Origin of the sequence: Rhizobium aethiopicum, from assembly GCF_900094625.1 — a bacterium.
Lineage (GTDB): Bacteria > Pseudomonadota > Alphaproteobacteria > Rhizobiales > Rhizobiaceae > Rhizobium > Rhizobium aethiopicum.
This window is the reverse complement of the sequence record NZ_FMAJ01000033.1, coordinates 1-22,517: the sequence shown is the minus strand read 5'-3', so window position 1 is coordinate 22,517 and position 22,517 is coordinate 1. Positions and strand designations below refer to the sequence as shown.

Annotated in this window: 17 protein-coding genes; 3 read left to right on the top strand and 14 right to left on the bottom strand. The window is 61.8% G+C overall.

Annotated features, from left to right (window positions below; all coding sequences use genetic code 11):
* Nucleotides 1–17: 17 nt before the first annotated feature.
* From acpS to rpoZ, 5 genes are all read right to left on the bottom strand, one after another.
* On the bottom strand, nt 18–422 hold the full coding sequence (gene acpS, locus GA0061105_RS30635; protein ID WP_092755063.1) for a holo-ACP synthase: 405 nt from the start codon (nt 420–422) through the stop codon (nt 18–20).
* Nucleotides 423–459: 37 nt separating this feature from the next.
* The gene (locus GA0061105_RS30630) at nt 460–1,050 is read right to left on the bottom strand and encodes a DUF2062 domain-containing protein (RefSeq protein WP_092755060.1); all 591 of its coding nucleotides are present in this window, start codon (nt 1,048–1,050) and stop codon (nt 460–462) included.
* Between the two features lie 154 nt (nt 1,051–1,204).
* The gene (locus GA0061105_RS30625) at nt 1,205–1,354 is read right to left on the bottom strand and encodes a DUF3563 family protein (protein ID WP_064692425.1); all 150 of its coding nucleotides are present in this window, start codon (nt 1,352–1,354) and stop codon (nt 1,205–1,207) included.
* Nucleotides 1,355–1,540: 186 nt separating this feature from the next.
* Nucleotides 1,541–3,775, bottom strand: a complete 2,235-nt coding sequence (locus GA0061105_RS30620) for a RelA/SpoT family protein (protein WP_092755057.1) — start codon at nt 3,773–3,775, stop codon at nt 1,541–1,543.
* Nucleotides 3,776–3,918: 143 nt separating this feature from the next.
* On the bottom strand, nt 3,919–4,323 hold the full coding sequence (gene rpoZ, locus GA0061105_RS30615) for a DNA-directed RNA polymerase subunit omega (protein ID WP_011424719.1): 405 nt from the start codon (nt 4,321–4,323) through the stop codon (nt 3,919–3,921).
* 298 nt (nt 4,324–4,621) lie between these two features.
* On the opposite strand from rpoZ, the gene GA0061105_RS30610 reads away from it, so the two are divergent.
* Entirely contained in the window at nt 4,622–5,203 is a 582-nt protein-coding gene (locus GA0061105_RS30610; protein WP_038687915.1) for a LabA-like NYN domain-containing protein, read from the top strand.
* A 38-nt stretch (nt 5,204–5,241) separates the two neighbouring features.
* Here GA0061105_RS30610 and smpB read toward each other — a convergent pair whose 3' ends face one another.
* A complete protein-coding gene (gene smpB / locus GA0061105_RS30605; RefSeq protein ID WP_004675044.1) occupies nt 5,242–5,721 on the bottom strand; it encodes an SsrA-binding protein SmpB in 480 nt (159 codons plus the stop codon).
* A gap of 97 nt (nt 5,722–5,818) precedes the next feature.
* The gene (dapA, locus tag GA0061105_RS30600) at nt 5,819–6,703 is read right to left on the bottom strand and encodes a 4-hydroxy-tetrahydrodipicolinate synthase (RefSeq protein WP_064692423.1); all 885 of its coding nucleotides are present in this window, start codon (nt 6,701–6,703) and stop codon (nt 5,819–5,821) included.
* 213 nt (nt 6,704–6,916) lie between these two features.
* Here dapA and GA0061105_RS30595 point away from each other — a divergent pair, with 213 nt between their 5' ends.
* Together GA0061105_RS30595 and GA0061105_RS30580 are read left to right on the top strand one after the other, a co-directional pair.
* Entirely contained in the window at nt 6,917–8,992 is a 2,076-nt protein-coding gene (locus tag GA0061105_RS30595) for a lytic transglycosylase domain-containing protein (protein ID WP_092755054.1), read from the top strand.
* Between the two features lie 395 nt (nt 8,993–9,387).
* Nucleotides 9,388–10,284, top strand: coding sequence for an alpha/beta fold hydrolase (locus tag GA0061105_RS30580; RefSeq protein WP_092755051.1), 897 nt, complete (start codon nt 9,388–9,390; stop codon nt 10,282–10,284).
* Nucleotides 10,285–10,317: 33 nt separating this feature from the next.
* Here the strand turns inward: GA0061105_RS30580 and GA0061105_RS30575 are convergent, their stop codons facing one another.
* The 7 genes from GA0061105_RS30575 to GA0061105_RS30545 all read right to left on the bottom strand — a co-directional run.
* Nucleotides 10,318–11,760 (bottom strand): HlyD family type I secretion periplasmic adaptor subunit, encoded by a 1,443-nt coding sequence (locus tag GA0061105_RS30575; RefSeq protein ID WP_092755048.1) that lies wholly within the window; start codon nt 11,758–11,760, stop codon nt 10,318–10,320.
* Nucleotides 11,757–13,901: a peptidase domain-containing ABC transporter gene (locus GA0061105_RS30570; protein WP_064692418.1), complete on the bottom strand. Its 2,145-nt coding sequence runs from the start codon at nt 13,899–13,901 to the stop codon at nt 11,757–11,759. Before GA0061105_RS30570 ends, GA0061105_RS30575 begins: the two co-directional genes overlap by 4 nt.
* A 92-nt stretch (nt 13,902–13,993) precedes the next feature.
* The gene (locus tag GA0061105_RS30565; RefSeq protein ID WP_092755045.1) at nt 13,994–14,296 is read right to left on the bottom strand and encodes a hypothetical protein; all 303 of its coding nucleotides are present in this window, start codon (nt 14,294–14,296) and stop codon (nt 13,994–13,996) included.
* Nucleotides 14,297–14,353: 57 nt separating this feature from the next.
* Nucleotides 14,354–15,586 carry a GTP-binding protein gene (locus GA0061105_RS30560; RefSeq protein ID WP_092755042.1) on the bottom strand — a complete coding sequence of 411 codons (1,233 nt, stop codon included), beginning with the start codon at nt 15,584–15,586 and terminating at the stop codon, nt 14,354–14,356.
* A gap of 18 nt (nt 15,587–15,604) precedes the next feature.
* The gene (locus GA0061105_RS30555) at nt 15,605–20,122 is read right to left on the bottom strand and encodes a DUF4082 domain-containing protein (RefSeq protein ID WP_092755039.1); all 4,518 of its coding nucleotides are present in this window, start codon (nt 20,120–20,122) and stop codon (nt 15,605–15,607) included.
* A gap of 217 nt (nt 20,123–20,339) precedes the next feature.
* Nucleotides 20,340–21,524 (bottom strand): GTP-binding protein, encoded by a 1,185-nt coding sequence (locus GA0061105_RS30550; protein WP_092755076.1) that lies wholly within the window; start codon nt 21,522–21,524, stop codon nt 20,340–20,342.
* Between the two features lie 90 nt (nt 21,525–21,614).
* The coding region (locus GA0061105_RS30545; protein WP_141130259.1) for a DUF4082 domain-containing protein at nt 21,615–22,517 on the bottom strand (903 nt) is incomplete at its 5' end.

Below are 22,517 nucleotides of genomic sequence, written 5' to 3'. Positions count from 1 at the left end.
GCGACGAGAGGTCGCTGTTAGCCACTCTCGGGCAAGGCTTCGATGATGACGAAGGCCTGCGCCACGGGATAATCATCGGTTATTGTCAAATGAATGGCGGCTCTATGGCCCGCAGGCAGCATCGATTCGAGGAACACGGCGGCGGTACCGGTCAGCTGCATGGTCGGCTTGCCGCTCGGCAGGTTGACGACGCCCATGTCCTTCCAGAAGACACCCTGCGCTATGCCGGTGCCGAGCGCCTTGGAACAGGCCTCCTTGGCGGCAAAACGCTTGGCGTAGGATGCAGCGCGGTTTGCCCGGCGGTCGGAACGGGCGCGCTCGACCTCTGTGAAGCAGCGATGGGTGAAGCGCTCGCCGAAGCGCTCGATCGATTTCTCGACACGACGAATGTCGATCAGGTCGCTGCCAATGCCGATGATCATGCCGGAACCTTCCGTAGCTTAGGAATTCTGCACGGGTTCATACGCTCGGCACGTCGCTCGCCAGACCCGCCAGGCGCAGGCGCGCCCGCTCCATCAGCCGGGTGCGGCGGCGCGTCTGAAAACCCTTGACGGTGTAGAACGTCAAGGCATAGAGCGCAACGGACGTTACGGCCCCCGGCGGAATGGCGCCGATCAGCATCGGCTCCAGCACCGGCTCCCATAATTCGGTGAAATTCAGCTTGTGAAAGAGGGTGGCGAGATCCACCGCCTGGCCGACCAGATGATCCTCACGGCTCAACAGCAGATGGCCGATCTCCCAGGTGGCACCCCAGATGAAAGGATAGGTCAGCGGATTGCCGAAGGCGGCGCAGCCGAGGGCGGCGGCCACCATATTGCCGGAGAGGAAATAGGTGAGGACGAAAGCCATGACGAAATGCACGCCAACGAACGGCGTCCACGAGACGAAGACCCCCGCGGCGACTCCGGCAGCAACCGCATGCGGCGAAGCACTCAAGCGCAGGATGCGCATTGTCAGGTAACGGATCGGGCGAAGGAAACCTTTTCGGGGCCATAGCAGCTCCCGCATCTTTTCCTTGAAACCCGCAGGCTTGCGGCGGCGAAACAACATGGCCGCTATTTAGTGCAGCGCACAGGACCATGACAAGAGCGGCAAATGACACCGCCCGAAAAACAGCCCCTCATCTTTCTTGCAAGGGACCTCTTCATGTCGAGGGGCGCTCAATTTACACAACGTCCCTCACCGACCAAGTATAAATGTGGTATCAGCGATGGCGGAACAGACCACGATCGACCTGACGCTGACGAAACTCGAGATCGATGCGATCGAGCGAGCCATTCAGATAGGCCATCTCACGTTCCTGTGTGGTCGGAGCGCGAAAGGCGCGAGCAATTTTCCTGATAGGATCAAACATTACCTTTGTCTCATCTTCTGTTTACGTTTTCGATGACCAGAAGATAGTCCTGCCAAGGGTTAATTACCACCGCTGCAACATGGACACAGCTATGCGCCATACGCATTCCTTGCCTTATTGCTGCGCCCTCGGGATCATATTGCGATCATAAAATGTGCATTTTATCGATCAGGTCCGTAGCAGGCCCTACTCGTAGAGGCGCCGGACGGTGGCGATGCAGTCCAGTTCCTTCATCTGGGCGAGCAACTGGTTGAGCTGGCGCAGGTCCCACACCTCGACTTCGAGCATCATCTCGGTGAAGTCCGCCGCCACCCGCACCGTGTTCAGCATACGGATATTGACGTCAAGACCGGCCACAGCCTGGGCAACCTTGGCCAGCGTGCCGGGCTCATTCAATGCATTCACCATGATGCGCGCCATAAAACGCGACTTATTGGCCTCGTCCAGATCCCAGCGCACATCGATCCAACGATCGGGCTGGTCGTCGAATCGCTGCAGGATCGGCGACTGGATCGGATAAATGGTGATGCCCTTGCTCTGATCCATAATGCCGACGATACGGTCGCCGGGGACGGCGCCGGTCGAGGCGAATTTGACGTCGACATTGCCGGACAGACCGCGTATCGGGCCGACATCGACGTCGGCGTCGATGTCCGATTGGCCGCCCTCGGCCCCGGCCTTGGCCTTGCCGGGGATCTTGAAGATCATGCCGGCCGCGCTGCGGACGTTGAACCAGCCGTCGTCGCCCGAAGGCTTGACGGTGACGCGCTCGTCCTGGTGGTCCGGATAGACGGCGCGCAGCACGTCGAGCGAGGACATCTCGCCGCGGCCGACGGCGGCGATCGCATCCTCGACATCCTTCTGGCCCAGACGGTGCAGTGCCGGCTTCATCGCCTCGCGCGAGAAAATCTTGCCGGCCCTGTTGAAGGTGCGCTCAAGGATGCGGTGGCCGAGACCGGCATATTGCTTGCGGATCGCCATGCGGGTGGCGCGGCGAATGGCGGCGCGCGCCTTGCCGGTGACGACGATCTCCTCCCAGGCGGCGGGCGGAACCTGCACGCCGGAGCGGATGATCTCGACCTCGTCGCCGTTTGCCAGCCGCGTCACCAGCGGCATGATGCGGCCGTTGATCTTGGCGCCGACAGTGGTGTCGCCGATATTGGTATGTACCGCATAGGCGAAATCGATCGGGGTTGCGCCGCGCGGCAGAGCGATCAACTTGCCCTTGGGCGTGAAGCAGAAAACCTGATCCTGGAAGAGTTCGAGCTTGGTGTGTTCGAGGAATTCCTCCGGGCTGTCGCCCTCGGCGAGCGCCTCGATCGTATGGCGCAGCCAGGAATAGGCGTTGGATTCGCGGGACAGGATGTCGCCGTCGGCACTGGTGGCGCCATCTTTGTAAAGCGTATGGGCGGCGATGCCGAATTCGGCGATTTCGTGCATGCGCTTGGTGCGTATCTGCAGTTCGATGCGCTGGCTGGATGGGCCGACGATGGTGGTGTGCAGCGAGCGGTAGTCATTCTGCTTCGGCGTCGAGATATAGTCCTTGAAGCGGCCGGGCACGACGCGCCAGCGCGTATGGACGATGCCGAGTGCGCGATAGCAGGACGGGATGTCCTCGACGATCAGACGGAAGCCGTAGACATCGGAAAGCTGCTCGAAGGAAAGCGACTTCGATTGCATCTTGCGAAAGACGGAATAGGGCTTTTTCTGCCGGCCCTTGACATAGGCGCTCGTTAGGCCGCTTGCGACCAGCAGGTCGCGCAGTTCGGCCTCGATCTTCTTGACGATGCCTTCGTTGCGCTTGGAGAGCTCTTCCAGTCTTTTCGTGACGGTCTCGTAAGCCTCTGGATTCATATGCCGGAAGGAAAGCTCCTCGAGCTCCTCGCGCATGTCCTGCATGCCCATGCGTCCGGCGAGCGGCGCATAGATTTCCATCGTCTCCTCGGAGATGCGGGCACGCTTGTCGGCCGACATGTGATCGAGGGTGCGCATATTGTGCAGGCGATCGGCAAGCTTGACGAGCAGCACGCGCACATCGTCTGATATGGCGAGCAGCAGCTTGCGCAGGTTCTCGGCCTGCTTGGCCTTCTTGGTGACGAGGTCGAGCTTCTTGATCTTGGTCAGTCCCTCGACCAGGCGGCCGATATCCTCGCCGAAGAGCTCGTCGATCTCGGCGCGCGTCGCCGTCGTATCCTCGATCGTGTCATGCAGAAGGGCAACCGCGATCGTCGATTCATCGAGATGCATATCGGTCAGGATGGCGGCGACCTCGAGCGGATGGGAAATATAGGGATCGCCGCTGGCGCGTTTCTGCTGGCCATGTTTCTGCATGGCGTAGACGTAGGCCTTGTTCAGCAGTGCTTCATTGGCATCGGGCTTGTATTGCTGAACCCGCTCCACGAGCTCGTACTGCCGCATCATTCCAAAGCCACTCCCATAAAAATAAAAGCGCGCCAATCAACGATTGGCGCACACATGGGCAATAATATGCCTAAGCAATAAAGGCGCAAGATTGACGATTGGTAATCGCCGCTCTTTCTCCGGATCAGATCCGGTCGACGCGCTTAATAATCGTCGCTCTTTTCCGGCGGCACGAGGCCCTCGATGCCGGCAAGCAGCTCTTCTTCCGACATCTGGTCGAAAGTAATCGTCTCCGGCAGGTCGTCCTGCTCCTCGCTGTCGGCGGCAGCGGCGCCGCCGGCGGCGATCATGCTGGCCGGATCGGGCTCGGGCTCGTCGACTTCGACATGCTTTTGCAGCGAATGGATCAGATCTTCCTTCAAGTCATCGGGCGAAAGCGTCTCGTCGGCGATTTCGCGCAGCGCCACGACAGGATTCTTGTCGTTGTCGCGATCGATGGTGATCGAGGCGCCCTGGGAAATCAGCCGGGCGCGGTGGCTGGCGAGCAGAACCAGCTCGAAGCGGTTCTCCACCTTGTCAATGCAATCTTCAACTGTGACACGGGCCATTGCCTGTCCTTTACGGTCGTCATTTCGGGATTAGCACGCCCGATACAATTAAAACCGGGCAAATACAAGTTTTTCGTTCCGCTTCCCCTCGTCTTTATCCGCGGCGGAGCTAAATTTCGATGGAGAACGCGACAATTCTACCAATGGTTGCTTGGAATATGACAAACCCTGCCCTAAATCACTCTTATATGAACAGTTGATAAAGTAAGGATCAAATCGGAAATCTCAATAAGCCATTGTATTTATTGAAATTTGATTCCCTGCGAATTTCGATTTCTCTCATTGGAATTGGTAAGCGATGTTTGACCCACGCGAAAAAATTGCACTCTTCATTGACGGCGCCAACCTCTACGCTGCATCCAAGAGCCTCGGTTTCGACATCGATTACCGCAAGCTCTTGAAAGCATTTCAGAAACGCGGTTACCTTCTGCGCGCTTACTATTATACGGCATTGATCGAGGATCAGGAGTATTCATCGATCCGCCCTCTGATCGACTGGCTCGACTATAACGGTTATAAGGTCGTCACCAAACCCGCCAAGGAATTCACCGATTCCATGGGCCGGCGGAAGATCAAGGGCAACATGGACATCGAGCTTGCGATCGACGCCATGGAACAGTCCGAAACAGTCGACCATCTCGTCATCTTCTCCGGCGACGGCGACTTCACGAACCTCGTCGAGGCGCTGCAGCGCAGAGGCCGGAAGGTTTCGGTGATCTCGACCATGGCGACGCAGCCGCCGATGATCGCCGACGACCTGCGCCGGCAGGCAGATCATTTCATCGACCTCCTGTCTCTGAAGGCCGAGATTGGTCGCGATCCCTCGGAGCGGGCGCCGCGTCCGGCCGAAGTCGCCCCGGCCAGCGATTTCGAAGAGTGATCGCAAGCGCCACCAGCCGATCAGCTGCGGCGTGATCGTCAGCCATTATCCTTCAGCAAGCGGCTCTTCTGCCGGTTCCAATCGCGCTCCTTCTCGGATTCGCGTTTGTCGTGCAATTTCTTGCCCTTGGCGAGCGCCAGCTCCATCTTCGCCCGACCCCGATCGTTGAAATAGATCTTCAGCGGGACCAGCGTCATGCCCTCGCGGTTGACGGCTGAACGCAGGCGATGGATTTCACGGCCCGACAGCAGCAGCTTGCGGCGCCGGCGCGGTTCGTGATTGAAGCGGTTCGCCTGCAGATATTCCGGCAGGTAGGAATTGATGAGCCAGATCTCGCCATCCTCATCCGATGCGTAGGATTCGGCGATATTGGCCTTGCCTTCGCGCAGCGACTTGACCTCCGTGCCCTTCAGCACAAGGCCCGCCTCATAAGTATCGATGATCTCGTAGTTGAAACGGGCCTTGCGGTTTTCGGCCACGACCTTGTTCACCACGCGCTGGCTGCCTTTGGGGGCCATGACGATATTCCCTTCGAGGCGCGCGAAACGCCGCGCCCGCATTGCTTGCCCTTTTATGTAAGGGAATGACCCCGCCTTGTGAAGACGGCCGGTCTCCTCAGTTCAGCAGCCCGGCGTGACGCATGGCGGCGTCGATCGCTGCTTCGGTTGCCGGCTCGAGCGTCGAAAGCAGCGGCGAGCGAACGTTACGGCTCATACGGCCGAGCTTGGAGAGGCCGTATTTGGCGCCGCAGAGGCCGGGCTCAAGGAAGATCGCCTTGTGAAGCGGCATCAGCCGGTCCTGATATTCCAGCGCGCGGGCGTATTCGCCGGCGAGCGTAGCGGCCTGAAAATCGGCGCAGAGGCGCGGAGCGACATTGGCCGTTACCGAGATGCAGCCAACGCCGCCATGGGCGTTGAACCCGAGCGCCGTGGCGTCTTCGCCGGACAATTGCCTGAAATCCTTGCCGCAGGTAATGCGCTGCTCGGAGACACGCTCGATCTTGCCCGTCGCATCCTTGACGCCGACGATATTCCTGTGCGCCTTGACTAGCGTTCCCATCGTTTCCGGCGTCATGTCGACCACCGAACGGCCGGGAATATTGTAGATATAGATCGGCAGGGCGACGGCCTCTGCAATCGCCGAAAAATGCGCGATCAGCCCCTTCTGCGTCGGCTTGTTGTAATAGGGCGTGACGACAAGCACGGCGTCGGCGCCGACCTTTTCAGCATGCTGGGCAAGTTCGACCGCCTCACGCGTATTGTTCGAACCGGCGCCGGCCATGACGGGAACGCGTTTTGCCGCCACTTCGATGCAGAGTTCCACGACACGCTTGTGCTCGGCATGCGACAGCGTCGGCGATTCGCCAGTCGTGCCGACCGGAACGAGACCGCTGCTGCCTTCCTTGATCTGCCAGTCGACATGGGCGGCGAAGCTCGCTTCGTCGATCAGTCCGGCATCGGTGAAGGGGGTGACGAGGGCGGGAATGGACCCATTGAACATGCAAAGCTCCTCACGACCAAATCCTTGCTTCGGCCGCATTCCATGAATATTTTGCGCACCATAGAGCGCCGAAATCATCGCGACAAGCGCGGAGAGTTCGGTTTAGGGCAAATTCCGACAGCAGATGTAAATGAATTTTACCTGGTACGGTAAGGTTTCGTTAAGATGCCTCTAGCCAAATGGGCGGGGCGTGTTTTCGTTGCGAGATCCCGGATGAAGAAAGCTGTCTTGATTCTGACCGCCTTCGGCTTCGTTGCCGCTGCGTGGGGCAGCCTTGCGTCGCCGCTTCCAGGCGAAAACGTTCCGACGCCTGGCATCAAGCCGATCGGCTTCGTTCCGGAGACCTCGATACCGGAAGCGCTGACAACCGGCGCAATCCCGCGCAATTCGGCCGTCGCGCCCGTCGCCAGCGATCTGAAAACCGGCCTCGACGCGCTTTCCGCCAAGAATCCTCAACTGGCTCTGTCGATCCGCGACGGCATGCGCGAGGGTACGCTCGACCGTCATATTCTCACCTGGGCGATCGCCGTGTCCGGATTGAAGGGCGTTCCCTCCTATGAAATCGCCAGTGCTGCGCAGGAGCTCAAGGGTTGGCCCGGCCTTTCCAGGCTGCGCTCCTATTCCGAGCGCGCGCTCTACGACGAAAACCCCGCCCCATCTGCCGTGCTCGCCGCCTTCGGCGATACCGCGCCGGAGACGATGCAGGGCGCCGTCATTCTCGGACGGGCGCTGATAGCATCAGGCAAGCAGGCGCAGGCAGCAAAATATATCCGCAAGCTCTGGCGCACAGAGGCTCTCGACAAAGCGAGCGAAGACAAGATCCTCCTCGAGTTTTCCGCCCTGCTGACGCCGGCCGACCACAAGGCGCGGATGGATTATCTGATGTATCGTGGCCGGGTGGCGCAGGCCAAGCGGTTCGGCGACATGGGCGAGGCGCAGTCCCTCTACAAGGCCTGGGCCGCGGTCGACGCCAAAGCTGGCAATGCCGGCGCGCTGCTCAACGGCGTCGAGGCGAAATGGCGCGGCGATGCCGGCCTGCTGTTCGCGCGCATCGAATATCTGCGCAAGCAGGACAAATATGCCGAAGCGGCAGCGCTTCTGGAAAAGATGCCGCGTCAACAGGGCGAACTCGTCAATGCCAGCGAATGGTGGAACGAACAGCGGATCGTCAGCCGCGGACTCGTCGATCAGGGGCAATTCAGACCGGCCTACCGCGTCGTCGCAAACTCGGCGGCAACCAGCCCGACGGATATCGTCGAGGCAGAGTTCCATGCCGGATGGTATGCGCTGCGCGGTCTGCGAGACCCAACAACGGCGGAAAGGCATTTCCGCAAGATTCTGGCGACGTCGAACGGCCCCATCTCGGTGTCGCGCGCCTGGTACTGGCTCGGGCGGGCAGCCGAGGCCGGCGGACCAGGCAGCCCCGGCGAATTCTACGGCAAGGCCGCGAATTTTCCCGGCACCTTCTATGGGCAGCTCGCGGCCGAAAGGCTTGGACGCAAGACGCTCAACGTCGCTTATCCCACACCGAGCGCAGCCGACCGCCAGCGCTTCCAGGCGCGCGAGGCCGTGCAGGCCATTGCGCGACTTGAGGCAGCCGGCCACGGTTGGCGGGCCGGCATCCTCTATCTCGCGCTCGCCGATCAGCTGCAGAGCCCGGGCGAACTGGCGATCCTTGCGGCGCAGGCCGAGCAATCAGGCAATCATCATCTGTCGCTGCAGGTCGGCAAGATCGCCTATGGCCGCGGCATCGATGTCGCCGCGCTCGCCTTTCCGGTCGGCGTAATTCCGGCGAATGCCAATATATCCGGCTCCGGCAAGGCGCTCGCCTATGCGATTGCCCGCCAGGAAAGTGCCTTCAACCCGGCCGCCGTTTCGGCGGCGAATGCGCGCGGCCTGTTGCAGCTTCTGCCCGGCACCGCCCAGGCAGTGGCCAAGCGCCATAATATTACTTTTTCCAAGGACAAGCTGACGGCCGATGCCGGTTACAATGCGACGCTCGGCGCGCATTACCTCGGCGAGCAGATCGAAGCCTTCGGCGGCTCCTATATCCTCACCTTCATCGCCTATAATGCCGGGCCGAAGCGGGTGCCGGAATGGATCGGGCGCTACGGCGATCCACGCGGCCGGCCGATCGACGAGATCGTCGACTGGATCGAGCGTATCCCCTTCCCCGAAACGCGCAATTACGTGCAGCGGGTGATGGAGAATTACGAAGTCTACAAGGCCCGTCTTGGCCAGGCGACGGATATCGAGCGCGACCTGATCGGTGGGCGCAGCGCTTCCTGAATCCGTTTGGCGCCGCCTGAAAAGCAGGCCGGCCTTTGTTTTTCCGCATGTCTTTATGGCAAAACCGCTGCACACTTTTGCGAGACATGCTTTAGAGCCTTTCCGGGTTAGAAGCATTCTGCCGGAGCAGGTTTTCGTCAGGGCAAAGGCGATTGGCGACGGACATACCCCCAGGTACGTCCGAGCCGATCGCCTTTGATCCTGGCGAAAACATGCCCGGCCCTCCGGGTTGGCTGAAACGGGCCGGCTGATCGACCGGCCGGCTTGGCCGTAGAGCTGGGCTACGACGCGCGCCGGCCGGTCGACCATCCGACTCCGTTTGAGCCAACAGAATGCTTCAATCTAACCCGGAAAGGCTCTAGATCTTCGGGATCAGACGGGTCTCGAGGGATGCGATGCCGAACATGGATGAAGGCGGTTTCCAGGAAAGATTTTACTCTTCTTCCGATAGGTTGCGGCTTTATGCCCGCGACTACCGGCCCCTGTCGGCGGCAGCCGCCGAACGGCTACCGGTGATCTGCCTGCCCGGCCTGACCCGCAATGCGCGGGACTTTCATCCGCTGGCGCTGCTTCTCTGCCGCGACAAGACGGCCCCGCGCAGGGTGATCGCGCTCGATTCGCGCGGGCGTGGGAGTTCCGCATGGGATGAGAACAAGGCCAATTACAATCTCGCCGTCGAGACCGGCGACATCATAGCCGCCTGCGCTGCATTCGGCATCGGGCGGGCGATCTTCATCGGCACGTCGCGTGGCGGACTGATTTTGCATCTGATCGCGGCGACACGGCCGGATCTTCTCGAAGCCGTGGTCCTGAACGATATCGGACCTGCGATCGAGGCTGATGGGCTGGCGCTCATTCGCGACTATCTCAACAGCGGCAGAAAGCCGGCCGACTGGAAAGAGGCGGCCGATATAGCGCAGGAGAATCACGGCGACTCGTTTACCGCGCTTGCAGCCGAAGACTGGCGCGAGATGGCGCTTGCGCTTTATCGTGACGTCGACGGAAGGCCCGTCGCCGACTTCGATCCGGCGATCGCAGAGGCGCTGAGATCGATCGATTTCAGCCAGCCGCTGCCCGATCTCTGGGAACAATTCGAAAGCCTGAGCCGCTTTCCGCTGATGTTGATCCGCGGCGAAAACTCACCGCTGCTTTCGCGGGAAACCGCGAGCGAAATGGCCCGCCTTCATCCCGGATTGATCCTTCATACAGCCGAGGGGCAAGGACATGCGCCCCTCCTCCATCTCGGTACTATCCCTGCAGCAATTCACGCTTTTCTCGCCACTTGCCGGTAGGCTGATTATGGCGCCCACACCTCGTGGTTCCCCTCAGTTCGGTTCCCGGATGGCATCATCCAGGCCACGCAGCAGCGGGTAAAGGAAATAGGAGATCACCGTCCTGTTGCCCACCTTGATCTCTGTGGAGACGGTCATGCCCGGCAGCAGTCTGACCGGCACATCCGAGGTGTTCAGCCTCGTATCCGCAAGCAGGATGCGAGCCTTGAAGAAAGGCGCGGCTGGCGGGCTCGGGGTGGCGGTCTGTTCCTGCTGGCCGGTCATGAACGTATCCTGGCTGATGGTGCGAACTTCGCCCGATGCGGTGCCGTATTTTTGGAAGGGATAGGCGTCTAGCTTGATGCGGGCCTCCTTACCCACGGCGATGCGGCCGATGTCGCGGGTGTTGATCGACACCTCCGCTTCGAGCGGCACGTTGATCGGCACCAGCGTGACGATCGGTTCGGCCTCGCGCACGACCGAGCCGATCGAGCGCTGGGCGAGATCGAGCACGACGGCATCGGCAGGTGCTGTCAGCGACACCATATTGCGGCGCAGCTCCATCTTCTTCAGCTCTTCATCCGCCATGTCGCGCTGGCCGCGCAGCTCCACCAGTTGCTCCATCGCTGCCCGGCGGAAATCCTCGATGAAGGCCTGCCGGTCGGCTTTCAGCTTGGCATAGGCATGCGCAGCCTCGTCGGCCTTGCCGCGAGCGGCCGTCAGATCGGACTCGACGTCGAGGCGGGCGTCACGCGAGCCGAGCATGGTGATCAGCGACCCGCTCTGCTTGTCGTAGAGCCGCGTGCGCGCGCCTTCGATTTGCGAGAGCGTGTCGCGCCGGTCGATGAGCACGGCCTCCTGGTTCTTGGCCGCGGTAAGCGCTGCCGACTGGCCGGCGATCTGCTGCTCGAAATTCTGCAGCTGCGCCGTGTAGAAGGCCCGCCGCTGGCCGAAAAGCTGCACCTGCAGCATCTCGTCGGGCGTCGTTCCCGCCATCATCGTGTAGTCGTCTCCGGCAAGTTCCGCCTCGATGCGCTTCACCTGGGCGTCGAGAGCCGAGAACTTCGCCTGCTGCTGGTCGACGTCGGCCTGACTGAAGGTGGCGTCGAGGGTTGCGAGCGTCTGGCCGGCATGCACCACCTCGCCGGCCTTCACATCGATCGTGCGGATGATCGAGGTTTCGAGCGGTTGGACGACGATGGTCGGCTGGGTGGTGACGAGCTTGCCGGGCGCGATCACAACCTCGTCGATCGACGAGACGGAGGCCCAGATGATGGTCGCGGCAATCAGCGCCGTCACGCAATAGAGCGTCATGCGCGCAACGCGCGGCGGAGCGCGTTCTTCCAGCTCGACGGCATCGGACTGGAATTCCGCTATCGCCGGCGGCAGCGGCGGACGGGCGACGAGCTGCCCGCTCCGGCCTGGAGGTCCCTTGTCTGAATCATTGCCTGAGGCGACGGGCAGGTTCTCGCTGGATTTTCTGACACGCGCGTTCATGCGACCTGCCTCATTTGCTGTGCCCACAGGTGGCGATAGGTCATGCAGCGCGACACCAGCTGGTCATGCCGGCCGATATCGGCGACCTTGCCCCTATCGATGACGAGAATGGCATCGGCATCCACAAGCGTCGAAAGCCGGTGCGAGACGATGACGACAGTGCGCCCGGCGGCGATCCGGCTCAGATTCTCGCGGATGATCGCTTCGCTATCGGGGTCGAGCGCACTCGTCGCCTCATCGAAGATCAGAAGCTTCGGATCGGTGATCAGGGCGCGCGCAATGGCGAGCCGCTGCTTCTGGCCGCCGGAGAGATTGGCGGCGTTTTCTTCCAGCATCGTATCGAAGCCGCGCGGCAGCCGCTCGATGAACTCTTCCGCACCGGCGACGCGGGCGACCTCCATGATCTCCTCGATGCTGGCATCAGGTTTAGCTGCGGCGATATTGTCGCGTACCGAGCCGCGGAACAGGAAATTATCCTGCAGCACGACCCCGATGCTGGTTCTCAGGTGCACGAGGTCGATCTCGCGGCTGTCATAGCCATCCATGCGCACCAGCCCCTCCTGGCTCTGGTAAAGCCCCTGGATCAGCCGGGTGATCGTCGTCTTGCCGGAGCCGCTCTTGCCGACCACGCCGAAGACCGAGCCTGCCGGAATGGCGAAGGAGACATTGTCGAGCGCAGGCGCCGTATCGGGAGAATAGCGGAAGGTGACCCTGTCGAATTCGATACGGCCATGCAGGTGCGGTCGCACCCCTCGCCCGCGGCCGGCTTGCTCCTGCCGCTGGTTCATGATCTCGCCGAGCATGCGCACGGAAAGCGCCACTTCCTGATATTCGTGCGCCATGGTGACGATCTGCACCAGCGGCCCCGAGACGCGGCCCGCGAGCATGTTGAAGGCAACCAGCGCGCCGATGGTCATGGCGCCGCTGAAGACATCGAGCGCCCCCAGGCCGATGATCGCCACGCTCATCAGCTTTTCCAGAAGCCCGGTCATCGACTGGGCGATGGTGGACATTTTTTCGACCCGGAATCGCACCGAGATCGACTGCGCCGAATAGTCGTCCCACACCTTGCGCTGGCGCGGCTCCAGCGCCAGCGATTTGACTGTTCGCATGCCGTGCACCGTTTCCACCAGCAGCGCCTGCCGGTCGCCTTCCGCTTGGTAGAGAGCCTGGAGACGGCGCTGGAACGGCCCGACGAGCATCATCACGACCAGCCCGACGAGCGCTGCGAAGCCGAGCACCACGAGCGTCAGCTTGACGCTGTAGAGAAGCAGGATCGGCACGAAGACGAAGAGCGATATGCCGTCGAGAAGCGTCAGGAACAACCGGCCGGTCAGGAATTCGCGGATGCGTCCCGTCTGTTGCATATGCTTGACGAGAACACCGGCCGAGGCCTGTTCGAAGAGCGCGATCGGCAGGTTGAGCAGATGGCCGAAGGTCCGCGTCGCCACCCGTATGTCGATCCTGTTGGTGGCGTAGAGCAGCAGATAGCGGCGCAGGAAGCTGAAGGTCGCGTCGAAAACGAGCGCCACCGCGATGCCGACCGTCAGAACCGTCAGCGTCGCATAGCTCTGATGCACGAGCACCTTGTCGATGACGAGCTGGAAGAACATCGGCGTCGTCAGCCCCAGCCCGTAGAGCACGAAGGCTGCGAGCGCCACATCGCGGAAGAAGCTGCGCTGCCGGATGATTTCGGGGACGAACCAGCGGAAGCCGAAGGGCCGGTCCTCATCAGACATGCGATAGTTGCGCTTCAGCAGCACCACCGATCCGAGCCAGGCCTTGGCGAATTGCTCCTCGCTCAACAGTATGACTTCGGGGCGCGTGGCGAGCGGGTCGAGAACGCGGATCCGCTCATCCTCGCCGCTGCCGACGGCGCCGGCGATGACCACCCAGTTGCCGTTCGAAAGTTCGGCAAGCGCCGGGAAAGCCTCGCCGAGCTGGAACAGGCTTCGCCAGTCGAGCGTCAGATGCCTTGCCCTGAGACCGGCATCCTTGGCCATTCTGAGCATTTGCCGCACGGCGACGGGGTCGCTGCCGACCGCGTAATCGTGCTGCAATCGCTCAGGGGAAAGGTCGACGCCGTGATGGCGTGCAACAAACGCTAGACAGTGCAGGTTGGTATGCAGAAAACCACTCATGGCCCACCCGAAACGATACGAGACCGAGGCTTAGTTTCAAAGAGTTAGAGCGTGTGCGTCCGGTTGGACGCACGGCGCTCTAGACCGGTTTATCAGTTGAAGTTCGGCGAGGCGTTCGAAGGGCCGCCCTGCGCTGACTGGATATCGGCGGCGGCCGACATGTCACCGATGCGACGAACGGCACCGGCCTCGACCAACCCGCTAAGCGCCTTCTGCATGAGATCGACCGCATTGGCGAACGCATCGACAGGCATGATGATGCGCTGGCGGAAAACCGGTTTCGGATTGTTGTTGGCGTCACGATCGGTGGCCGAGAGTGACATCAGGTCGATGCGTACGATCGTTCCCGTGACGGTGATTTCGCCGATACCGTCTGCATAAAGTTCGCTGCTCATTGTTCTCTCCTCTGGTTGATAATCAAAACCTGTTCACCTTTGAGTCGATGCATCGGTTCAAACTTTTCGATCCGATGCGTGCATATCGTGCCGCCATGGCGGAAACGGATCGCGAAGGCCGACCGCGGTCTGGGGATCGAACCCCCTCTCCTCCCCGGTCAGGCAATCGTCGAGCGCGGTACGGATGGCTTCCTCGTCGAAGCCAGCACCGATGAAGACCAGCTCCTGGCGACGGTCGCCCCAGACATCGTCCCAATGGCGGTCGAGCAACTGGCGGAATTGCGGATGCCGCGGCCATTGCGCTCGCGGCACCGAGGCCCACCAGAACCCCCTGGTGTCGATGCGGCATTGCGTGCCGGCAATCGACAGCAGGCCGATCTCGTCCGGCCTGGTCGCCAGCCAGAAATGCCCTTTCGCCCTGATGATGCCGGGCAATGGCTGCTCGAGAATGCGGCTCAGTCGCGCGGGATCGAATGGCCGGCGGCTGCGATAGACGAAGCTTGTTATGCCGTATTCCTCGGTCTCCGGCACATGATCGCCCCAGCCGTAAAGCTCCTTGTGCCAGAGCGGATGGCGGGCGGCCTTGGCCTCGCTGAAGAGGCGGGTATCCATGATCGTGCCAAGCGCCACCTGGCCGAAAACCGCCTCGATGACACGGGCATCTGGATTGAGCGCCGCGACGATCCGGCGAACCTCTGCGAGCATTGCAGGCGGCACCTCGCCTGCCTTGTTGATGATGACGACGTCGGCAAATTCGATCTGCTCGACGAGGAGTTCGACGAGCTTACGCTCATCGTCTCCGTCACGGCTCTGGCCGCGATCGCTCAGAAACTCGGCGCTGGCATAATCGGCGAGGAGATTGACCGCATCGACGACGGAAACCATGGTGTCGAGCCGCGCGACATCGCAAAGCGCGGCTCCGCTCTCGTCGCGGAAGGAGAAGGTCGCCGCTATCGGCAGCGGCTCGGCAATGCCCGTGCCCTCGATCAAAAGGTAGTCGAAACGACCGGCGGCGGCGAGGCGCCGAACTTCACTCAGGAGATCGTCGCGCAGCGTGCAGCAGATGCAGCCATTGGTAAGCTCGACCAGGGTTTCGTCGGTCCTCGAGAGGTTGGCATCGCCGTCACGGACTAGATCGGCATCGATGTTGACCTCGCTCATGTCATTGACGATCACGGCAACCCGGCGTCCCTCGCGATTGCGCAGAACATGATTGAGCACCGTCGTCTTGCCGGCGCCGAGAAACCCCGCCAGGACCGTCACCGGAAGTCGATTGTCTGTCCCTGTCATCGATACCCCCGCTCGCCTTTACGCCGCGAGCTGCGGTCTGAACGCCACATCCACATAGTAGTTTGTGCTGTTATAGCTGGCAGTCGGGAACAACCCGCTCGACCCATAGGCATAGACGCCGTTGCTGCCGCTAAGCGCCCTCAAGTCGCCATTCGTCACATCGGCGCTGAAGTAATTGCCGGTCGCCGAATAATTGCCGTTGGTGCTGTAGGAAACGACATAGGTCGTATCCGCTTCGACCGCGACCTGCTGGGCGAGCGTGGCGGTTTGCCAGCCGCTCGCCGTTTCGTTGCTGAAGCTGACGCTGCCGAGCAACGTGCCGGAGGCGGTCCAGAGATAGCCGTTGTGGGGGCCGGTATTATCGGCACCTTTGTAGAAGCGGATGCCCGTGACCCAGCCTGCCGTGTCGGCCTGAAATTTCATGCCGAGATTGACCGGCTGATTGTCGTTCACCGAGACGACTGCAGGGGTTTCATTGGCGCTGAAGAGGTTCTGCTCGCTTCCCTGGGCGTTGACGGTCAGCGAAACCTGGGCGGATGCCGTGCCCCCCTGACCGTCGGCAATGGAATAGCTGAAGCTCGCCGGCCCGGTATATCCTGCCGTCGGCGTGAAGGTGACGGTCTGTGTCTGGCTGTCGTAGGACACCGAACCGTTGACCGCGCCGCCTGCGCCGGTGATGACAAGCGGGTCGCCGTCCGCGTCGCTGTCATTCGCAAGGAGGTTCGCGGCGGCGATCGACAGAGCCGAATTGGTATAGGTCGTATAGCCGTTGTCATTGGCGGCCACCGGCACCGTATTGCCCGTCGACTGGTTGAAGACGACATCGACCCAGTAATTCGTCGACTGGTAGCTTGATGTCGGGAAGGTCGCGCCCGACCCGACCGCGTAGACGCCATTGCTGCCTGCAAGCGCCGTCAGCGAACCGCTGGTATGTGTCGTGTTGAAATAATTCGACGTCGCCACATAGGCGCCGGTCGTGTGGTAGGAGGCGACATAGGTCGCACCCGCCGTGATCTGCAGCGGCGTCGAGAATGTCGCGGTCTGCCAGCCGGAGAGCGACTCGTTGGTGAAGGTGACCGTGGCAAGGAGCGTGCCGTCCGCTCGCCAGAGGGAGCCGGTATGCACACTGGTATCGCCGGCGGCCTTGTAGTAGCGGACGCCCGAGATCGTGCCGTTTACAGAAGCGACGAACTTCATGCCGAGTTCCATCGCCGTATTGTCGTTGAAGCTGCCGCCCGTCGGTCCTTCGCTCCCGGTAAACAGGGTCTCGCCGGCGGGAGCGGCGTGAACGGTGAGGCTGACACTGCCCTGATCCGCACCGCCGCGCCCGTCCGACAGCGTATAGGTGAAGCTTGCCGGGCCTGAGTAATTGTCGGCCGGCGTGAAGGTGATGGTTCCGGCCTGGTTGTTGAGAACGACCGTGCCGTTGAGGGCATTGCCGACGGCGGTGATGGTCAGCGCGTCGCCATTGGCATCGACATCATTTGCCACGAGCGCGGCAATCGAGATGACAAGCGTTCCGTTATGGCCGATGATCAGCCCGCTGTCGTCGGTTGCCACCGGCAGGCTGTTCGGGCCGGCATCGAAGACCACGTCCACCCAGTAGTTGGAGCCGCCGGGGCTTTGGCCGGGGAATGTGCCCGCATTGGTGCTGTAGGCGAAAACGCCGCCGCCATCGACGGCCTTCAGCGCGCCACTGGCATAGGACCCGCTGAAATAGTTCTCGGTAAGGGAGAAGAACCCTTTGCTGTGATAGGACGCCACATAGGTCGTACCTGCCGCGATCTGGATCGGGCTAGAGAACATCACCGTCTGCCAGCCGGAAAGCGGTTCGCCCACCGACACGCCGGTCGCCAGCAGCGTTCCGTCGCCGGTCCACAGGCTGACGACATGGTCGCCGGTATTGTAGAACCCCTTGTAGAAGCGGATGCCCTGCACCGAACCTGCCGTCGTCGCCTGGAAACGCAGGCCGAGCTCGACCGGATCGCGATCGATCGCCGTTTCGACCGCGGGCTTTTCGGCAAGCGTCCACAGGCTGGTCGTCGTTACCGGCAGAGTGACCGTGACCTGCTTGCCCGCCGACGGCGCCTCCAGATTGACGCTGTCGTCGACAGCGCGCGATAGGATCGTATAAGTACCGCTTGCCTGGACGACCCAGTTATAGCTCCAGCTCTCGCGGCCTGACGCCTTGAACCAGTGCTGCCCGCCGTCGGTCGACACCTCGACACCAGCAATGATGCCGCCGCCGAAATCCTGCGCCGTGCCGGTGATCGTCACGCGCTGCCCTTCGACGAAGCTTGCGCCCACGATCGGCGAGCTGATCGACGAGGTCGGCTTCAGCGTGTCGGTCGATTGTGTCGCCAGGATCAGGCTCGCATCGAGCGTGGTCGGTTGGATGCCCATGTCCGCGAACATGTTGACCATCGCCTGCTGCACGTTGCGATCTGTCGATGTTGTCGGGCCCTGGTGGTTGTCGCTGAGGCCCCATGACCAGAAGACGGTGCCCGCGCCAAAAACCAGTGCGCCGCTCTCGGCCCGGTACATGGTGAGGCTGTGGGTCGCCACCGCGTCGCCGACCGTCGTGCCGTAGTCGCGCAGATAGGTGCTGACCGCGATTGAGGAGAGCGACAGGTTGACGAGGCCATCCGGCCGGAAGCCGTTTTCGACGTCGGAATCCCACTCATAGCCGAGCAGGTTCTGCACCAGATTGTAGGTTTCGCCTTCGTTCAGCTCGGAGACATCGGTATTGCGCCAGAAGCGCAGATTCGAATAGTCGTAGGGAATGGTGATCGTATCCTGGCGGTAGCTGTCCACCTGGAACATCGTGCCCGTCAGCGAATTCTCCGGCTCCTGCCCCGGATCGGCATAACGCGGGTCGCGCCAGGTGCCGGTGCCGACATTGCTCGGGTCCGTGCTCGTGCCCCAGGTCTCCTTGTAGCAGACCATGGTGCGATAGGCTTGGCCGCTGCCGTCGATGCTGCTTTCCCAGCGGACCTTCCAGTAGCACTCGTTGCCGCTCCAGAAGGCGAGGTTCACACCGGCATCGCGGGCCGCCTCGACATTGGCGCGCTGCTCGGCCGACCAGTATTCGTCATGGCCGACGGAGAGATAGGCATCGTGGTTGAGCAGCAGCGCGCCGCTGCGCGTGGCATCGACGCCGGAGATATAGGACACGTCGTAGCCGTTCTGCTCCAACCAGGAGATTGCAGAGGATTCGACGCCGAAGATATAATCGTGCGAGCCGCCGATCGGGCTCGTATTGGTGATGATCGGCCTGTTGTAGCTGACCGCCGACGCCCTGCCGATCGCCGTCAGGCCGCAGCTGCAGTTCGGCGGCAGGTAGCCGATCATGTCCGCCGGGTCGACGGGCACTTCGCCGTAATAGAGGCTGGCGCCGCCCCAGGCATTGTAGGCCTGCCAGGTCGTGTCAGACGTCTGGAAGACGATATCGCTGGTCGAGGCATCGTCGCGCACGACGAAGGGAATGATGCTCGCATCCGCGGTGCCATCCTCGCGCACCAGCTTGGCGAAATAGACGCCGGAGACGGCATCGGCAGGGATCTGCCAGCTCGCGGAAACCGACCAGTTGCCGCAATCGATGAGGCCGAGCGACATGTCGACGATCGGATGCGGCTGGATCTGCGCCGTGGTCAGCTGCTGCTCGATCGAATCGACCTTGCGCGCGCCGGCACCGCCGTAATAGCCCATGCGGTAGATATCGATGCGGTAGTGGGTGGAATCCGTGGCGATCTTGAAATTGACGGTCTGGCCGATATTCGTGCTGATTTCGGTGGCGAAGCCCTGGATGGTGCCGTTGCCATCGCCCTCCAGCCCCCATTCGCTGATCGGGTTACCCTGCTTCAGGTTTTCGAGCGCGATCTTGTTGAGCGTCGGCACGGCCGGAGCGGCCGCCACCGGTGCCGGCAAAGCCGCGGTCGTCTCAGTAGAAACCTCCTCACTCGGCTCCACCGAGAGGGATGCTATCGAGGCCTGAAGACGCAAGGAGGTCGTGCCGAGGGTGCTGTCGGAACTGACGGGCGCAGCCGTCTCGGCGCTTCCAGTGTCGGCATCGCTGGTAACACCCGTCAGCACGGGAGCGGCAGGCAGTGTCGCAGCCTCCTCGTACGGATCCGGGCCAAGCACGGTGCGTTGCGATATCGAGGTAGGCGTCTGAAACACCGTTGCAGCCGTTGCCGTCTGGGTAAAACTGTCTTGCGCGCCGCCATCTCCCTCGGGCGCCGGCATCGCCGTCGGCGACAGGGACGCTTGCATTTCGCCGGAAAATATCAGGGGCGGTGCGGCCGTACCGGTGAAGGAGGATTGGACGGTTGCACTGCCCTGGTTGGCGACGCCGAATGGAGCTTGAGTGCTCGAAGACACCACGGTCGGTGTTCCAAGCAGTGCAGTCCAGGCGGAGGTTGCGTGACTGATGCACGGCGTGCCGCCGACCATAGTGAGATATTTGCGATTCCTGACATGAAATCTCAGCAAGAGCGGCGTCCCCGTTTCCCGTCGACCAGCATTGAATGACTTCATCCTGCCAGCTTTCGAAACGGAACGTACGACAGCAATCTTGGGTATGTGGGTGGTACCTCCATACGCCCATATGATGATCGCGCCGCGCCTCTGATCGACAGGCCTCAAGCTGACTGATGCTCCCGCCAAGCCGCGGGCGCTGGGTGAAAAGGAAGCTCGTCGGTCTTGTTTTGCCGGTCCGGCTAGTCGAGCCGGTAGTCTCCCGCGCCGGGCCGCGCTACCAGGCCGGAAAGGGATCTTCGAGAGCCGACCAGTCGCGGGGATCCGCGCTGGCCAGGCAGTCGTCCAACGCGGTCCGGACGCCTGTCTCGTCCATATCAACGCCGATGAACACGAGCTCCTGCCGACGGTCGCCCCAGGCGCTGTCCCACCGGCGCTCGATCTGCTGACGAAACTGGTGATGGTTCGGCCAGTCCTGTCGGGGAACGGCCGCCCACCAAAGTCCCATGGGTTCGCAGCGCCGTTGCACCCCGGCAGCCGACATCAGACCCACGTGACGCGGGCGCGTCGCAAGCCAGAAATGGCCTTTGGCGCGGATGACCCCCGGCCAGGGCTCGTCCAGGAATGCTCGAAACCGCGTGGGATCGAAGGGGCGCCTCGTGCGATAGACAAAGCTCGATATCCCGTATTCCTCCGTCTCCGGAACATGGTCGCCCTGGCCGTACAATTCCTTGTGCCACAACGGGTGCGCGGCGGCTTTTGCTTCGTCGAAGAGGCCCGTATCGAGGATGGACGCGAGAGAAACCTTGCCGAAGTCCGTCTCGACCTGGCGCGCATCCGGGTTGAGTGCAGCCACGGTCTTTCGGATTTCCGCGCGGATCTCCTCGGTCGCGTCCGAAATCTTGTTGATCACGACAACATCGGCAAACTCGATCTGGTCCACCAACAGGTCGATGAGTGTGCGCCGGTCCTCGCCGTCCCGCTGCAGGCCGCGGTCGCGCAGCAGATCGGCGCTGCTGTAATCGGCCAGAAGGCTTGCAGCGTCGACAACGGTCACCATCGTATCAAGTTTGGCAAAATCGGAGAGCGAAACACCATTCTCATCGCGGAATGAAAAGGTTGCCGCGATCGGACATGGCTCGGCAATGCCGGTCCCCTCTATCAGCAGATAGTCATATCGCCCCTCTTCGGCCAGTCGCCGGACTTCCGTCAGGAGGTCGTCGCGCAGGGTACAGCATATGCAGCCATTGCTGAGTTCGACCAATGTCTCCGTCGTATGCGATAGGTTGCAGCCGCCGTCTCGAATGAGACTGGCGTCTATGTTCACTTCACTCATATCGTTGACGATGACGGCGACCCTGAGGCCTTGACGGTTGGTCAACACGTGGCTGAGAAGCGTCGTCTTGCCGGCGCCGAGAAAACCGGCGAGCACTGTCACCGGGAGCCGGTCCTTCCTGTTCATCGGCATCCCTTGAAAGTGGGCATTCGAAGCGACCGTCGCAGCGGCGAGCATTTCACCCTCATTTCACCAGTACCTGGTCTTACCCGATGATCACGAAGCAAGCTGCGGTCGGAAGACCACATCGGCATAATAATTGGCCGAATCGTAGGTGTTGGTCGGGAAGAGGCCCGTTGTGGCGGATCCACCATAGGCATAGACGCCATTGCCCCCGGCAGCAGCGCTCGACGGAGCCGAGAGCGGACCGTTGGAGACACCATTCGTGAAGAATCTGTTGGTCGCCACATAGGCGCCTGTTGTGTGGTAGGAGGCGACATAGGTGGTGTTGGCGGCGATGGTGACGGGCGTTGCAAAGTTCACCGTCTGCCAGCCGCTCGCCGTGGTGTTGCTGAAGGTAGCGGTGGCGAGCCTGGTGCCGGTGGAGGTCCACAGGTCGACGACGTTTTGTCCGTTGTCGTTGGCGCTGCGATAGAACTTGATGGCGGTGACATCACCGGCGACGTTCGACTGGAACTTGACACCGAGCTCGAGCTGCTGACCGTCGTTGAGGTTCGTCTGGGCCGGCGTGCTGGAAGCGTTGAACAGGCTGTAGGTCGCAGGCGCCACTGTCGCAGTGATATTGAAGGTCTCGTTGGCGGCGAGGCCGCCGAGATCGGTCGCCGTCACCCGGATGCCATAGGTGCCGGCTGTCGTCGGCGTGCCGCTGAAGGTGCGCGTCGAAGCGTTGAAGCTCAGCCAGGAAGGAAGCGCCGTGCCGTCGGCGGCCGTTGCCGCATAGGCCAGCGTGTCGCCGCTGTCGACATCGCTGAAGGTGGTCGTCGGCAGGGTGAAGGAGAAGGCAGAGCCGACGGTGGCGTTCTGGGTCGCCGTCTGAACGGCGAGCACCGGCGCGTCATTGGCGCCGTGGATGGTGACGGTGAGGTTTGCGCTGGCGATGGCACCGGCAGCGTCGCGCATCGTATAGCTGAAGACATCGCTCAGCGTGTTGGTCGACTG